Raw genomic sequence first — 15,061 nt, 5'->3', positions numbered from 1 at the left:
CGGCGCGACATGACGCCCTCCCACCCCGTCTCCTTGGCGACAGCCGAGCCCCTTCGCTGGGACATCCAAGCCCTGCGCGGCCTGGCCGTCGCCTGGGTGCTGCTGCACCACGCCCAGCTGCCCGGCATTGCCGGAGGCTACCTGGGCGTGGATGTGTTCTTCGTCATCTCCGGCTATCTGATCACGGGCCTGGTGCAGCGCGCCCTGCTGGCCCGCCGCTTCAGCTTCCGGGACTTCTACGCCCGGCGCGCCCGCCGGCTGCTGCCCGCGGCCTATGTCACGCTGGCGCTGACCCTGCTGGCCAGCCCCTGGCTGCTGAATGCCCGCGAGCAGCTGGACCTGGCCGCGCAGGCCCGCGGCGCCCTGCTCTTCGCCAGCAACTGGGTGCTGTGGCAGCAGAGCGGCTACTTCCAGGGCGCGGCCGAACTCAAGCCCCTGCTTCACTTCTGGTCCCTGTCCCTGGAAGAGCAGTACTACCTGCTGCTGCCCGCCCTGCTGTGGCTCAGCCCACCGCGCTGGCGGCGCCTGGTGGTGGGCCTGCTGTGCCTGGCCAGCCTGGCTCTGTGCGTGCGCTGGCTCACGCGCGACGCGAACCTGGCCTTCTATGCCCTGCCCAGCCGCGCCTGGGAGCTGGGCCTGGGCTCCCTGGTGGCGCTGCATCCGCGGCCCTGGCCCGTGCCCGCCGCCCTGCGCACGGGGTCTGCGATCGCCCTGCTGGTGCTGCCCTTGCTGGACCTGCCCGGCTGGCCGCATCCCGGGCCGCTGGCCCTGTGCGTCTGCCTGGCCACGGCCCTGCTGGTGCAGCATCCGGCCGGCCCAGAGGCGGCACCGCGCGGCCTGCGCCCCCTGGTCTGGCTGGGGGACCGCAGCTATTCGCTGTACCTCGTGCACTGGCCACTGATGGCGGCGGTGCACAACGCCTGGGTCGGCACCGGCAAGGAGTCGCCGCCGGAACTGACGGCCTGGCGCCTGGCCGCGCTGGGCGCCGCCCTGCCCCTGGCCTGGCTGCTGCACCGCTTTGTGGAGCTGCCCGGCAAGGCACGGTTGCGGGGGCGGCCGGCCTGGGTCGCCCTGGTCCTTGGCAGCCTGTCCCTGGCCCTGCTGCCCGGCCTCAGCCAGCGCTGGGTACAGGCGCCCGAGGGCCATGACTTCGCCCGCCTCACCCGGCCCAACTACGGCTTCTCCGCCCTCTGCGATGCCGAGCGCCCCTATGCCCCCCGGCCGGAATGCCAGCAGGGCGCACAACCCCGCTGGATGGTCTGGGGCGATTCCTATGCCATGCACCTGGTGCCAGGTCTTGCCCACCACCTGGAGGCGCAGGGTGCGCCGGGCCTGATCCAGGCCACCAAGTCCTCCTGCGGTCCCTTCCCCGGCCTCGGGCCCTACAAGCCCGAGGCGGCGCCGGGCGCGACCTTCGCCCCGCGCTGGGTGGCGCAGTGCCATGCCTTCAACGCGGCCGTGCTGGAATGGCTGGCAGGGCACCCGGAGGTGCGCACGGTGCTGCTGTCCAGCCTGTTGACGCAATACCTGGACAGGCGCCAGTACAGCCCCCGCCGGCTTACGCCGCAGGGCCTGCTGTCCGAGCAGCCCCTGGACGAGGCCGGGTTGCACCAGGCCCTGCTGGACGATCTGCGGCGCACCGTGCAGCGCCTGCGGGCCATGGGCCGGCAGGTGATGCTGGTCGCGCCGCCGCCGCGGGCCGGCTTCAACGTCCCGGCCTGCCTGGAGCGCCGGGCCCTGGGCCGCTGGACCCTGGGCGCCACGCTGGACTGCCGCATCGATGGCGCGCACCGCGACGCCAGCGACGAGGCCGTCCAGTCCTGGCTGCAGCAGGCCGGGGCCGTGCTGCCAGTGCTGCGCTTCGAGCCGCTGCTGTGCCGGGACGGGCGCTGCGACGTGATGCGGGGCGGGGTGATGCTCTACCGCGACCAGGGCCACCTCAGTGAGGCCGGATCGGTCTGGCTGCTGCCCCGCCTCGCATGGCCGGCGGCCTCAGCCGCGCAGTAGCTTCTCTTCGGCCAGGGCCAGGGCCTCCGGCGTGCCGGACAGCACCAGCGTGTCTCCCCCCTGCAGCTCCAGGCCGTCCTGGGCCGGCCGCACCGCACCACCGGCACGCCGCACCGAGACCACATGCACGCCCACAGCCTCCAGGGCCAGGTCGCCCAGGGGTTCACCGGCATAAGGCGTGGCCGTCGGCAGGGTGACGGGGCGCAGGCGGGCCTGTTCGCGTTCCTCGGCGCTGTCGTCGTCGGCGCCATGGAAGTAGCCGCGCAACAGGCTGTAGCGGGCATCACGAGCGTCGCGGGTCAGGCGGATCACGCGGCGCATGGGCACGCCCACGAGCGCCAGCGCATGGCTGGCCAGCATCAGCGAGCCCTCGATGGCCTCGGGCACCACCTCGGTGGCACCGGCGGCGCGCAGCTTTTCCAGGTCGCTGTCGTCGATGGTGCGCACCACCACCGGCACGTGGGCGGCATGCTCGCGCACCAGCTGCAGGATCTTCAGGGCCGAGGGGGTGTCGTGGTAGCTGATCACCACCGCGCTGGCCCGGGCCAGGCCGGCGGCCATCAGGCTCTGCACCTTGGCCGCGTCGCCGAAGACCACACTCTGGCCTGCCGCCGCGGCCTGGCGCACGCGGTCGGGGTCCAGGTCCAGGGCCATGTAGGGGATGTGCTCTGTCTCCAGCAGCCGAGCCAGATTCTGGCCGCTGCGGCCGTAGCCGCAGATGATGACGTGGGCATCGGCCTTGATGGACTTCTTGGCGATGGTGGTCAGCTGCACGGACTGCAGCAGCCAGTCGCTGGAAGAGAGCTTCATCACGATGCGGTTGCTGTACATCACGATCAGCGGGGTGGCCAGCATGGAGATGACCATGGAGGCCAGCACCGGGCTCACCCACTGCGGCGCGATCAGCTGATGCTGCGCACCCAGGCTCAGCAGCACGAAACCGAACTCGCCCGCCTGCGCCAGGTACAGGCCCGTGCGGATGGCCACGCCCGTGGGCGCGCGAAAGAGCTTGGCCAGCACCGCGATCACCGTGGCCTTGGCCACCAGCGGCAGCAGGGTCAGCAGCACCACCAGCGGCCACTGTGACACCACCGGGCGCCAATCCAGCTTCATGCCGATGGTGATGAAGAACAGGCCCAGCAGCACGTCGTGGAAGGGGCGGATGTCGGTCTCCACCTGGTGCTTGTATTCGGTCTCGGCGATCAGCATGCCGGCCACGAAGGCCCCCAGCGCGAGTGACAGGCCCGCATGCTCAGTCACCCAGGCCAGGCCCAGGGTCACGAGCAGGAGGTTGAGCATGAAGAGTTCCTCGCTCTTGCGCCGCGCCACCAGAGTCAGCCACCAGCGCATGGCCTTCTGCCCGCCCGCCAGCAGCACGGCCAGCACGGCCGCAGCCTTCAGGCCCGCCCAGGCCAGGGAGACGGCCATGGTGCCGCCGTCGCTCTTGAGCGCGGGGATCAGCACCAGCAGCGGCACCACTGCCAGATCCTGGAACAGCAGCACGCCCATCACGCGGCGGCCATGCTCGCTCTCAAGCTCCAGGCGCTCGGCCATGAGCTTCACAACGATGGCGGTGGAGCTCATGGCCATGGCGGCGCCCAGCATCAGGGCGCCCTCCCAGCCGAGGTCCCAGCGGATGCCCAGCCAACCGAAGAGATGGTCCAGCATCAGGTTCCCGGCGATGGTGCCCAGGATGGTGATGAGCACCTGCAGCATGCCCAGGCCGAACACGAGAGCGCGCATGCTGCGCAGCTTGGGCAGGTTGAACTCCAGCCCGATCACGAACATCAGGAAGACCACGCCGAATTCGGCCAGGTAGCGCACCCCTTCGGAATCGGCGGACAGGGCCATCGCATTGGGCCCGATCAGCACGCCCACGGTCAGGTAGCCCAGCATGGGCGGCAGCTTGAGGGATCGGCAGGCGACCACGCCCAGCACTGCGGCCACCAGATACAGCAAGGCAAGGTCCAGCGAACTCATCCGACGATGGTAATGCCTGCCCTGCCGACCTCTGCGCGAAACCACGCAGGCGCCGCCCCTGCCTGCGGCGTCCGCCGCCAGCCCGCACCTACCACTTTTGTTAGCAGCCACCGGGCGGGGTCGTCTTTAGAGATGCCCTTCAGGACGCCGAGGAGCTGCTGCGCGACCGCCACCACATCACCGGTGACAAGCAGGACGACTTCGCGATCACCGACCTCGCCAGCATCGCCGAGACCGGCAGCGCCAAAGCCCGCGGCATCTCGGTGGGCCTGGGCGTGATCGGGGCGATCTCGCTACTGGTGGGCGGCATCGGCATCATGAACATGATGCTGGCGAGCGTCTCGGAGCGGGTGCGCGAGATCGGCATCCGCATGGCCATCGGCGCCAAGCTGCGGGACGTGCTGTGGCAGTTCCTGGGCGAGTCCGTGGTGCTGTGCCTGATCGGCGGCCTCATCGGCCTGGGCCTGGCCGCGCTGGGCGCCCTGGGCATCAACGCGCTGGACAAGGTCGTGGTGAGCCTCTCGACCCAGCATGTGATCGTGGCCGTGGGCTTCGCCAGCCTGGTGGGCCTGTTCTTCGGCTACTACCCGGCTCGGCGGGCGTCCAAGCTGCTGCCGATCGAGTGTCTGCGGCAGGATTGAGGGCGATTTTCAGAAATGCAAAGCCATGCCATTTCGTGCTTAGATAAGCGCAAGCAACTCTCGATTACTGACAGTAGATTGACCCAGCATCGAGGTAGAGACCATCCGCACTATTGATGACCTAACGCCCACCCCCTGTCAGTGCTTACAGGCACGTGACCACCATCCAAACTTAGACTCCCGCTCGCAGTATCACTCAGCACATCGACCGACAAGCATTCGGCAGTGCTGAATTCGCCCCCAAAAGAAGTGTGAATAGGGGCATGTCAATAGGGAGATTAAATTGAAGACAACTTTTGCGCTCATTTGCGCAGCTTGGATTTGCACTCAAGGACCTGCGCAGGCTCAGTCACCTATCCCCGTCAAACCGCCAGCGTCGCCGGTTAGCAAGCCGATTGCCATACCAGCCAAGCCGGGTGCAGGACAGACTGCCGCGTTGATAAATAATGGTGGAAGCGGGTGCCCCCGTCGCCCTGACGGAGAAGAAGAATGCACGGTAGAAGTAGATGGCCCCAGTGGTGGCGATGGAGGCAGTGGAGTGATCCCAAATTTGCCGTCGGATAACTTTGGCGGATCCGGCGGCGTCGGAAGCGAAAGCGCGAGGGAAAAGGCACGTGCCTTAGCCCGGGCTCAATGCATGGCTGACTATGAGTCAGACTTAGCGCACATTGCAAACAACTACAACAATCGGGTCACCGTCTTGTGCGGCAATTTAGCCCAACTTAAGATAAAAGTTGGAAATGGATCACTAGAGGTTGAATTTGATCGCATTGGCTCAGTCATCGAAGAACTAGGGCGACCATTCGGCAAGGATTGCATCACTATGGCAAGCGACACCAGAAATCGCGAAGTCGATGAACGCAGGAAGGTGCGCAATGCATGTTTGGCTGCCGCCGATAAGGGATAAAAAGTGGCTGCACTATTGAGGAATGGCGTCCTGGGGGCTTTCCTTGCGTTAGGCGTCGCAGGTATTCTCATCACTTCGACGCAGGACGCTGATTTGGTGAAACCTGCGCGATATTTTGGCGATTCCCCTCCTCCGGCTTATCCCCCTTCGATTGCCGAGACTCCTGCTAAGACGTTAGGTGCCGGCTCTTCACCCGGGGCCTCGCAAAAGCAAGAACCTCCAGTCGCCACTAAAGCTCTAGCTGAAAGGGGGCGGCCGGACCCCCGCCGCTACGCTGCTCTTGTTCGCCAATTTCCTGGCGGCCTGCAAACGGAGGCCCAGTTGGCCCTGCAGGCTGGAAAGGCAGTGCGGGCGTTCGAGGTAGCTCGGGAGATGTCGCGGTGCCAGTATTTCCAGGAACTGCGGGCCGACTTTGAACGACGGGGGCAGTCTGCTCAACTAGCCCAGTTGCTGCCTGACACCGACCCGGCGGATCGCGCCCGGGTTGACGCCTTCTGTCAGACCGCCGGTGCCACGGGCCCGGCGTTGATGAAACAGCTGGTGCTGCTGGCCGCCGGACAGGGCCTCCCCGACGCCGTCCACTGGGCCTATGAGGAACAGCTGGACCCGTCTGGCGACAGTGCACGCCAGCTAGGCCACTGGGCAATGGCCGGCCAAGACTTGCTCGCCTTGGGAAAAGTCCTTCTTGCGGGCAGACCGGAAACCTTCGGCCTGAGCGCTGACGATTTGAACGTGCTACGCAAGGCTGCCGCATTGGTTCTTGAAACACCGGAATACGCTGCTCGGGCACCTTTCCGAGATACTGTGTCAATCGCACAGAAAGCTGCCACATCGTCGTCGGCCAGCCCCCAAACATCCGTTCGGTTCGCCGACTTGCAGCTCTCGCCCGCCGACGAACAGCGCGCCCAGGCCGTCGTCGACGCCCTGGTCCGCCTGCGCCGCCAGCAGCTCAAGGCGGCCGGCGGCTAAGACGCCGGCGGACTGCCGGTTTTCGCAGCAGCCCTGGTAGCAGAGCGGTATGGGTAAGCACCAGGGACGGATTGAGCAAAAATTTGCGCGAACAGGCCCTTTGGCGCAAACTTCCACCACCTATGCGTTCGCCGCATAGGCGCATGTGCACTCGGCTTTGGAATCACTGGCCGCGCGATCCTGGTTCGCGATACCGTTCGCGCCACGCCAAAGATTACGGAGCATTACATGCCCAACCTCTCCTTTGTTTCGCCCACGCGCAACAGCCCCTGGGGCACCTACCTGTCGCAGATCGATGCCGTGGAACCCTATCTGGGCCACCTGGCCCGCTGGGTCGAGACGCTGCGCCGTCCCAAGCGCGCCTTGATCGTCGATATCCCCATCGAACTGGACAACGGCACCATCGCCCACTACGAGGGCTACCGCGTGCAGCACAGCCTGACCCGCGGCCCCGGCAAGGGCGGCGTGCGCTACCACCCGGACGTCACGCTGGAAGAAGTGATGGCCCTGTCCGCCTGGATGACGGTCAAGAACGCCGCGGTGAACCTGCCCTACGGCGGCGCCAAGGGCGGCATCCGCCTGGACCCCAAGACCCTGTCCCTGAAGGAGCTGGAGAAGGTGACGCGCCGCTACACCAGCGAGATCGGCATCATCATCGGCCCGCAGCAGGACATCCCGGCCCCGGACGTGAACACCAACGGCCAGATCATGGCCTGGATGATGGACACGTACTCGATGAACGTCGGCGCCACCGCCACCGGCGTCGTGACCGGCAAGCCCATCCCCCTGGGCGGCTCGCTGGGCCGCGTGGCCGCCACCGGCCGCGGCGTGTTCGTGATCGGCCGTGAAGCCATGCGCCGCCTGAATGTGCCCATGGAAGGCGCCCGCATCGCCGTGCAGGGCTTCGGCAACGTGGGTTCCGTGGCCGCGAAGATGTTCGCCGCCAACGGCGCCAAGATCGTCGCCGTGCAGGACCACACCGGCACCATCCTGAACGAAAAGGGCATGGACATGACGGACCTGCTCGACCACGTGGCCAAGACCGGCGGCGTGGGCGGTTTCAAGGGTGCCGACAAGATCGACAACGAGAACTTCTGGGACGTCAAGACCGACGTGCTGATCCCCGCGGCCCTGGAAGGCCAGATCAGCGCCGAGCGCGCCCAGCGCCTCTCGACCCGCATCGTGCTGGAAGGCGCCAACGGCCCGACCACCCCGGACGGCGACGCCGTGCTGGCCGACCGCGGCATCACCGTGGTGCCGGACGTGATCGCCAATGCCGGCGGCGTGACCGTGTCCTACTTCGAGTGGGTGCAGGACTTCTCCAGCTTCTTCTGGACTGAAGACGAGATCAACGTCCGCCTGGACCAGATCATGATCGGCGCCTTCAAAGGCATCTGGGAGACCAGCGAGAAGCACCGCATCTCCCTGCGCACCGCCGCCTTCACCGTGGCCTGCACCCGCGTGCTGCAGGCCCGCGAAGAGCGCGGCCTCTACCCCTGATGCGCTGACCCTCGTGGTCCAGGCTGCCTCGGCGGCCTGCATCCCAGGCCCGCCAAGGCAACAGCCGGCGGGCCTTTTTCATGCACGGCCCGGGAGCCGCTGTGGCATCATCCCGGGCATGAAAGCGCTGATGAGCCCTCTCGCCAAGGCCGTCCTGGCCGACCCGCTGGCCAAGGGCCAGCTGCGGCACTATCTGGCGCACAAGTCCGCCATCGCCGCGCAGGCGGCCCAATCCTCGACGGACGCCCCCGCCGCCGAGTCCCCGCTGGCCACCGTCATCGAGCTCAAGGCCGATGGCGGCCGCACCCGCAAGCTCACCCCCGTCGTCGTTCCGCGCGCCGCCTGAGCGCTGCCCCCTCCGTTCGCGGGCATGAATTTCGCGCTGCCAACCCTGGCCGTCTTCGCCCTGCTGCTGCCAGGCTTCATCGCCCGCTCGCGCATCAAGCGCATTGAGCGGCAGTCGCTGGACTACTCCCCCTTCGGACAGATCGTCAGTGAAGCCCTGCTCTGGGCCCTGGCCCTGCACCTGCTGTGGTGCGGCCTGGCCTGGCTGATGACGGCCTACGAGCCCCGGCCCGAAGTGCTGCTGCGGCTGCTGGGCTCGGACAACGCCCGCCAGGCCCAGTCCGTGGAGGCCATCGCCGCCATGGCCGGCCCCATCACCGTCTACATCGGCAGTCTGCTGCTCTTCGCCTACCTGATGCCCACGGCGCTGCGCCGCCTCATCAGCCACTGGCGCCTGGACAGCCAGCACTCCCGCCTCAGCCCCTGGCTGCGCTTTTCCGGCGCCCCCTGGTACTACCTCCTGACCGGCGCCGACTTTCCCCGCGACGAGGCGCCCGACCTCATCGCCGTCAGCGCCATCGTCAACGTCGCCGGCGAGGGCTATCTCTACACCGGCCTGCTGAGCGACTACTTCCTCGACACCGAAGGCAAGCTGGACCGCCTGGTGCTGCGCGCCGTGATGCGCCGCCCTCTGGCCGCCGACAAGCCTGACCCCGCCGGTGAGGGCGGCAACCCCCTCCGCTTCACCGACCGCTTCTATGTCGTCGATGGCGACTATTTCGTGCTGCGCTACAGCGAGCTGATCACCCTCAACGTCGAGTACATCAAGCTGGCCGAACAAGCCGCCTGAAGCGTCTCGCGGGCCCTGGCCCGGCAACCCCGGTTGTTACACTGCCGCCCATGAATTCCCCCCAGTCCTACGACGCAGCGCGCGCCATCGAGATGGCCCGCCAGGCCCTGCAGATCGAGGCCCAGGCCCTCACTGACATGCTGCCCCGCCTGGGCGAGAGCTTTGCCCGGTCCGTCCAGGCCGTGCTGGCCTGCAAGGGCCGGGTGGTTGTGATGGGCATGGGCAAGAGCGGCCATGTGGGCCGCAAGATCGCCGCCACCCTGGCCTCCACCGGCACCCCCGCGATGTTCGTGCACCCCGGCGAGGCCAGCCATGGCGACCTGGGCATGGTGACGCCGCAGGACGTGGTGCTGGCGCTGTCGAATTCCGGAGAGAGCGACGAGCTCAACGCCGTGCTGCCCGTGCTCAAGCGCCTGGGCGTCTGCATCATCGCCATGACCGGCCGCGCCGAGTCCAGCCTGGCTCGCCACGCCAGCCTGGTGCTGGACAGCCGCGTGGCCGTCGAGGCCTGCCCCTTGAACCTGGCACCCACGGCTTCCACGACGGCGCAAATGGCCCTGGGCGATGCCCTGGCCGTGGCCCTGCTCGATGCCCGCGGCTTCCGCCCCGAGGACTTCGCCCGCTCGCACCCGGGCGGGGCCCTGGGCCGCAAGCTGCTGACCCATGTGCGCGACCTCATGCGCCACGGCGAGGCCCTGCCGCGCGTCGAGCCCGACACCCCCTTCACCGACATGATGCGCGAGATGTCCGCCAAGGGCATGGGCCTGGCCATCGTGATCGACGAGGCCGAGATCGTGCAGGGCGTCTTCACCGACGGCGACCTGCGCCGCCTGATTGAGCGCGGCACGGACCTGCGCAGCCTGCGCGCGGGGGAGGTCATGTCGCTGAAGCCCAAGAGCGTGCGCGCCGACGACCTCGCCGTTGACGCCGCCGACCTGATGGAAGCCGCCCGCATCACCGTGGTGCTGGTCACCGAGGAAGAGCGGCTGATCGGTGCGGTGCACATCAACGACCTGATGAGCGCCAAGGTGATCTGAATGCGCGCACTCACCACCCCTGCATTGAGTTTCCCGCCCGAACTGCTGCTGAAGGCCCAGGGCGGCGGCCCAGGCACGAGCCTGGGGATCCGGGCGGCCATCTTCGACGTCGATGGCGTGCTGACTGACGGCCGCATCTACATCGGCGAAGAGGGCGAGAGCTTCAAGGCCTTCTCCACCCTGGACGGCCATGGCCTCAAACTGCTGGACCAGGGCGGCATCACGCCCATCATCATCACCGGCCGGGACTCCCCCGCCGTGCGCCGCCGCGTGGCCGACCTCGGCCTGAAGCATGCCGTCTACGGCGCCAAGGACAAGCTCGCCGTCGCCGAGCCCCTGCTGGCCCAGTTGGGCCTGGACTGGGGCCAGGTGGCCGCCATGGGCGACGACTGGCCGGACCTGCCCCTCCTGTGCCGCGCCGCCTTTGCCTGCGCGCCCGCACAGGCCCATGCCGAGGTGCTGGCCATCGCCCATCATGTGACCCGCGCCCCCGGCGGCCACGGCGCCGCGCGCGAGTGCTGCGACCTGCTGCTGATGGCCAAGGGCCGCTACGCCAGCCTGCTGCACGGCCACCTGAGCACGCTGGACGGAGGCCAAGCCGCATGAGCCGCGCCGCCGGCCGGACGGAGGCTCGCCCATGAATGCGACGAGCAGCACGCCCCTGGCACCGCCGCCCGCGCCCGCACGCCGGCGCGAGGCCCCGCCGCTGCTGTGGCGCCTGCAGAACCTGGTCGGCACCTACCTGCCCCTGTTGATTCTGGCCCTGCTGGCCGCCTTCACCTGGTGGCTGGTCAAGAGCACGCCCCTGCCCGACGATGGCAATGCGCAGCGGGTGCTGCGCCACGAGCCCGACTACCAGATGCAGGGCTTCGAGCTGCAGCGCTTCACGCCCGACGGCGCGCTGACTCTGCAAGTCCGCGGCCGTGAGATGCGCCACTACCCGGACACCGACACCCTGGAGATCGACGGCATCGAGCTGCGCGCCCTGGGCAAGGACGGCACGCTGACCATCGCCGAGGCCCGCCAGGCCCTCAGCAATGCCGACGCCAGCGAGATCCGCCTGCAGGGCGATGTGCTGGTGCGCCGCTATGCCCAGGCCCAGCCCGACACCCAGCCCGCCCAGTTGGAGATCAGCGGCGAGTTCCTGCAGCTGAATCCGCCGCGCGAGCAGATGAGCTCCCACCTGCCGGTGACCCTGCGCACCGGCCAGGGCAGCTTCAGCATGCAGTCCTTCGAATACGACAACCTCAGCGGCCAGCTGAAGTTCCATGGCCGCAGCACGGCCAGCTACCTGCCGCGGCGCAAGCGTCCCTGAATTCAGCCTGACCGCCCATGAGCCAAGCCTCCCTCGTCTACATCACCGGCGCCTCCAGCGGCCTGGGCCAGGCCATGGCCCTCGAGTTCTACCGCCAGGGCTGGAACCTGGCCCTTGTTGCGCGCCGCACCGAGGAGCTGGCACGCTGGGCGCAGGAACAGGGGCTGGAGCCCGCACGCTGGCGCATCTATGGCGCGGATGTGAGCCAGGTCGAGTCCATCGTCGAGGCCGGCCGGCGCTGCATCGCCGAACAGGGCCTGCCGGACGCGGTGATCGCCAATGCCGGCATCTCGGTGGGCATGGACAGCGCCATCTACGAAGACCTGGCCGTGATGCAGCGCCTCTACGCGACCAACAACATCGGCCTGGCCGCCACCTTCCACCCCTTCATCGCGCCCATGAATGCGCGGCGCAGCGGCAGCCTGGTGGGCATTGCCAGCGTGGCCGGCATCCGCGGCCTGCCGGGGCACGCGGCCTACTGCTCCAGCAAGGCCGCCGTCATCAGCTATTGCGAGAGCCTGCGGGGCGAATGCCGCCCGTTTGGTGTGCGCGTCAGCACCATCGCGCCGGGCTACATCGACACCCCGCTGACCCGGCGCAATCGCTATCACATGCCCTTCCTGATGTCTGCTGACAGCTTTGCCAGAGCGGCGTTCCGAAGCATCCAGGCCGGTCACCGATTCCGCGTCATTCCGTGGCAGATGGGCATGGTGGCGCGGGTTCTGCGCCTCCTGCCCGATGCCTTGTACGACCGCTTGCTGGCGGGACGTCCGCGTAAACACCGAGAGGGCGAGTAAGCTCCGCGCCACAAGCAACCCCTGCCGATGCTCGCCTTTGGGCGCACACCAGGCACCGGCTTCCTACACTCCGCGCGCCCGAATGGAATCCCGACGGGCACGGGAGCCTCGCGTCCAAAAAAGCAACGCGCGCGAGAAGGAGGAGCCATGAACAGAACACGCCACGCGGTCGCGCTGGCCTGCCTTGCCCTGCTGGGCGTGCCGCAGGCCCGAGCCGACCTCCCCGACATGCCCTGGCCCAAGGCCTTGCGCGTGGACCACGCCCATGCGCAGATCGACGGCCGCCTCGACGAGGCCATCTGGACCCGGGCCCCCGTCCATGACAGCTTCATCCAGCTGCAGCCCCAGGACAAGAAGCCCGCGCGCTGGCGCACCACGGTTCAGCTCGTCGCCGACAAGGACGCCCTGGTCATCGGCATCCGCTGCTATGACGATCACCCCGAGCAGATCCGCGCACCGCTGGTGCGCCGCGACCAGGTGAAGCGGGACCAGGACTATGTCGTCGTCTTCCTCGACCCCATGGGCCAGCGCCGCAACGCGCAGTTCGTGCGTGTGGGCGCCAACGGCGTGGTAGCCGACGGCAGCATTGCCGCGGTGGACGATGTGGAGGACTTCGCCCCCGACTTCGACGTGCAGGCCGCGGCCCAGCGCCTGCCGGATGGCTACAGCATCGAGCTGCGTTGGCCGCTCTCCACCCTGCGCTATCCCTACCAGGGCGGCGCGGACTGGCGGCTGATGGTGGGGCGCAGCGTGCCCCGGGACGAAAACGTCTTCCTCGTCTCGGCCCCGTTGACGCAGGATTCCCTGCACAACATCGCCGAGCTTCAGCCCATCGAGGGCCTGGGCGACCTTGTGCAAACCGTGCGCGAGCGTAGCTTCGTCGAGCTGCGCCCCGAGCTGACCCTGCGCCGCCACGAAGACCGCAGCGCCAGTGCGCCCCTGACGCGGCAGAACGACGCCAACCTGGGCCTGGAGCTCAAGTGGCGGCCGCGCGCCGACTGGGTGGTGGACGCCACCCTGAACCCCGACTTTTCCCAGGTCGAGCTGGACGTGCCCCAACTGACCGGCAACACGCGCTTCGCACTGCAGCTCACCGAGAAGCGCCCCTTCTTCCTCGAAAGCCAGGACGTGACAGGTAAGGGCCAGCCTGACGACAGCGGGCAGGCGCGCGGCCTGGCCGCCTTCTACTCACGCGCCATCACCGATCCGAACTGGGGCCTGCGCGCCACCTGGCGCGGCGCCGAGGCCGAGGGAACCTTCCTCAGCCTGCGCGACAAGGGCGGAGGCAAGATCTTCCGCTCCAACGCCTACGAGACCCTGGAACGCCTGCCCCAGCCGCTGAGCTCCCAGGCCAGCTTCGGCCGGCTGCACCGTCAATTCGAGCAATGGGGCGCGGCGGGGCTTGTGTCCATCCGCGACTACGGCCTGGGCCGGCACAACTGGGTACTGGGCAGCGACTTCCACGGCAACCTCAGCGAGCAGGCCAGCGTTCGCGGCCATGTGCTACTGTCCAGCACCACCCTGGGCTTTGACGCCGAGGATCAGCCCCTGCGCCAGTCAGCACAGAACGGCAGCTATGTCTGGGTCGAAGGGCGGCACCGCAGCGAGGACTGGGCCAACTCCATCCACCTGGAACGCCTGAGCCCGCGCTTCGCCAACGACAACGGCTTCGTCAACCAGACCGGCGTGCAGCGCCTCACCGCACAGATCAACCGCCGCATGGGCAGCCAGACCCTAAACCTGCCCGGCACGGGCCTGAGCTGGCCTGCCTACGAATTCGAATGGCAGCTGAAGCTGGCCCAGGCCAGCACGCTGGCCGACGCCGAATTCGGCATTCCCTCCGGCCAGGTCATTGAGCGCCGTGTGCAGCCGGGCGTCTGGTTCACCTCGGCGCGCAAGTTCGAGTTCTGGGCCCATCTGGGGCTGGACGCACAGCGGGCCTCGGCCACCGGCGTGCTGCACCAGCCGCGCACGATCAACCTGGGCTTCATCCTCAACCCCTCGCCCTGGTTCAGCCTCTTCAGCATCGACTACGAATTCGGCCGACGCCTGGACGTGGAAGCGGATCGCCTGGGCCGCGGCCAGACCCTGGCCATCGACGCCAACTTCCGCTTCAACCTGCCGGCCCACATGGCCCTGGAGTGGAACCAGCACCTGGGCTGGTCGGATGTACGGGGGCCCCAGCGCCAACGCTCGCTGCAGGAGTGGCTGGGGCAGTCCCTGGCCGTGCTGCATTTCAGCGCCCAGGATTCCCTGCGCCTGATCCTGCAGCAGCGCGGCCTCAGCCGCGTGCCCGACAGTGCCATGGAGGAAGACCGCCGCCACGGCCACACGCAGTCCCTGGTCTACCAGCGCCGCCACGGCCTCAGCAGCGCATTCAGCCTCGGCTACACCCACACGCGGCGCCAGCCTGGCGAAGCGACCCAGAAGGAGTGGTTCGCCAAGTACAGCGCCGTGTTCGGCCGCTGACCCGGCCCCGAACCCATCCGGCCCTGCAATGTCGCCCCCCCTGGGGCGAGCGATGCCCGGCTTGCGCCCCGCCACCCCGTGGTTCCGTGAAGACCAAAAAAAAGCACCCTCGTCGAGGGTGCTTTTCTCATTGCAGGGGCCGAAACGGGTTCAGCCCTGCCGGGGTGCTCAGTAGCCGCCGGAACGGCCACCGCCGTAGCCGCCGCCGCCGGAACGGCCACCGCCGTAACCGCCGCCGCCGCCACCACCGTAGCCGCCACCGCCGCCGCCGGAACGGCCACCGCCGTAACCGCCGCCGCCGCCA

Annotated in this window: 13 protein-coding genes; 12 read left to right on the top strand and 1 reads right to left on the bottom strand. The window is 68.2% G+C overall.

Going from position 1 to position 15,061, the window contains the following annotated elements:
• The first annotated feature begins 9 nt into the window (after positions 1 to 9).
• Positions 10 to 2,007: an acyltransferase family protein gene (locus H5407_RS20970; RefSeq protein ID WP_183106451.1), complete on the top strand. Its 1,998-nt coding sequence runs from the start codon at positions 10 to 12 to the stop codon at positions 2,005 to 2,007.
• Here the strand turns inward: H5407_RS20970 and H5407_RS20965 are convergent.
• Positions 1,993 to 3,987, bottom strand: coding sequence for a monovalent cation:proton antiporter family protein (locus H5407_RS20965; RefSeq protein WP_183106450.1), 1,995 nt, complete (start codon positions 3,985 to 3,987; stop codon positions 1,993 to 1,995). The genes H5407_RS20970 and H5407_RS20965 overlap by 15 nt on opposite strands.
• 317 nt (positions 3,988 to 4,304) lie before the next feature.
• On the opposite strand from H5407_RS20965, the gene H5407_RS20960 reads away from it, so the two are divergent.
• From H5407_RS20960 to H5407_RS20910, 11 genes are all read left to right on the top strand, one after another.
• A complete protein-coding gene (locus H5407_RS20960; RefSeq protein WP_255501372.1) occupies positions 4,305 to 4,628 on the top strand; it encodes an FtsX-like permease family protein in 324 nt (107 codons plus the stop codon).
• A gap of 637 nt (positions 4,629 to 5,265) precedes the next feature.
• The gene (locus H5407_RS20955; RefSeq protein ID WP_183106449.1) at positions 5,266 to 5,535 is read left to right on the top strand and encodes a hypothetical protein; all 270 of its coding nucleotides are present in this window, start codon (positions 5,266 to 5,268) and stop codon (positions 5,533 to 5,535) included.
• A gap of 321 nt (positions 5,536 to 5,856) precedes the next feature.
• On the top strand, positions 5,857 to 6,504 hold the full coding sequence (locus H5407_RS20950; protein ID WP_183106448.1) for a hypothetical protein: 648 nt from the start codon (positions 5,857 to 5,859) through the stop codon (positions 6,502 to 6,504).
• Positions 6,505 to 6,732: 228 nt separating this feature from the next.
• Positions 6,733 to 8,004 carry a Glu/Leu/Phe/Val dehydrogenase gene (locus H5407_RS20945; RefSeq protein WP_183106447.1) on the top strand — a complete coding sequence of 424 codons (1,272 nt, stop codon included), beginning with the start codon at positions 6,733 to 6,735 and terminating at the stop codon, positions 8,002 to 8,004.
• A gap of 130 nt (positions 8,005 to 8,134) precedes the next feature.
• Positions 8,135 to 8,350: a hypothetical protein gene (locus H5407_RS20940; RefSeq protein WP_183106446.1), complete on the top strand. Its 216-nt coding sequence runs from the start codon at positions 8,135 to 8,137 to the stop codon at positions 8,348 to 8,350.
• Between the two features lie 24 nt (positions 8,351 to 8,374).
• On the top strand, positions 8,375 to 9,139 hold the full coding sequence (locus H5407_RS20935) for a hypothetical protein (RefSeq protein ID WP_183106445.1): 765 nt from the start codon (positions 8,375 to 8,377) through the stop codon (positions 9,137 to 9,139).
• Positions 9,140 to 9,189: 50 nt separating this feature from the next.
• Complete coding sequence (locus H5407_RS20930; protein ID WP_183106444.1) at positions 9,190 to 10,176, top strand: SIS domain-containing protein; 987 nt, start codon at positions 9,190 to 9,192, stop codon at positions 10,174 to 10,176.
• Positions 10,177 to 10,782 (top strand): HAD family hydrolase, encoded by a 606-nt coding sequence (locus H5407_RS20925; RefSeq protein ID WP_183106443.1) that lies wholly within the window; start codon positions 10,177 to 10,179, stop codon positions 10,780 to 10,782. It abuts the gene before it with no gap.
• Positions 10,783 to 10,813: 31 nt separating this feature from the next.
• The gene (lptC, locus tag H5407_RS20920; protein ID WP_183106442.1) at positions 10,814 to 11,491 is read left to right on the top strand and encodes an LPS export ABC transporter periplasmic protein LptC; all 678 of its coding nucleotides are present in this window, start codon (positions 10,814 to 10,816) and stop codon (positions 11,489 to 11,491) included.
• A 17-nt stretch (positions 11,492 to 11,508) separates the two neighbouring features.
• Positions 11,509 to 12,288 (top strand): SDR family oxidoreductase, encoded by a 780-nt coding sequence (locus H5407_RS20915; RefSeq protein WP_183106441.1) that lies wholly within the window; start codon positions 11,509 to 11,511, stop codon positions 12,286 to 12,288.
• Between the two features lie 147 nt (positions 12,289 to 12,435).
• Positions 12,436 to 14,757, top strand: coding sequence for a carbohydrate binding family 9 domain-containing protein (locus H5407_RS20910; RefSeq protein WP_183106440.1), 2,322 nt, complete (start codon positions 12,436 to 12,438; stop codon positions 14,755 to 14,757).
• Positions 14,758 to 15,061 lie beyond the last annotated feature (304 nt).

The sequence above is a fragment of the Mitsuaria sp. WAJ17 genome, assembly GCF_014174515.1.
Classification (GTDB): Bacteria; Pseudomonadota; Gammaproteobacteria; order Burkholderiales; family Burkholderiaceae_C; genus Roseateles_B.
The sequence above is the reverse complement of the archived record's forward strand: the minus strand, read 5'-3'. Positions and strand labels throughout refer to the sequence as shown.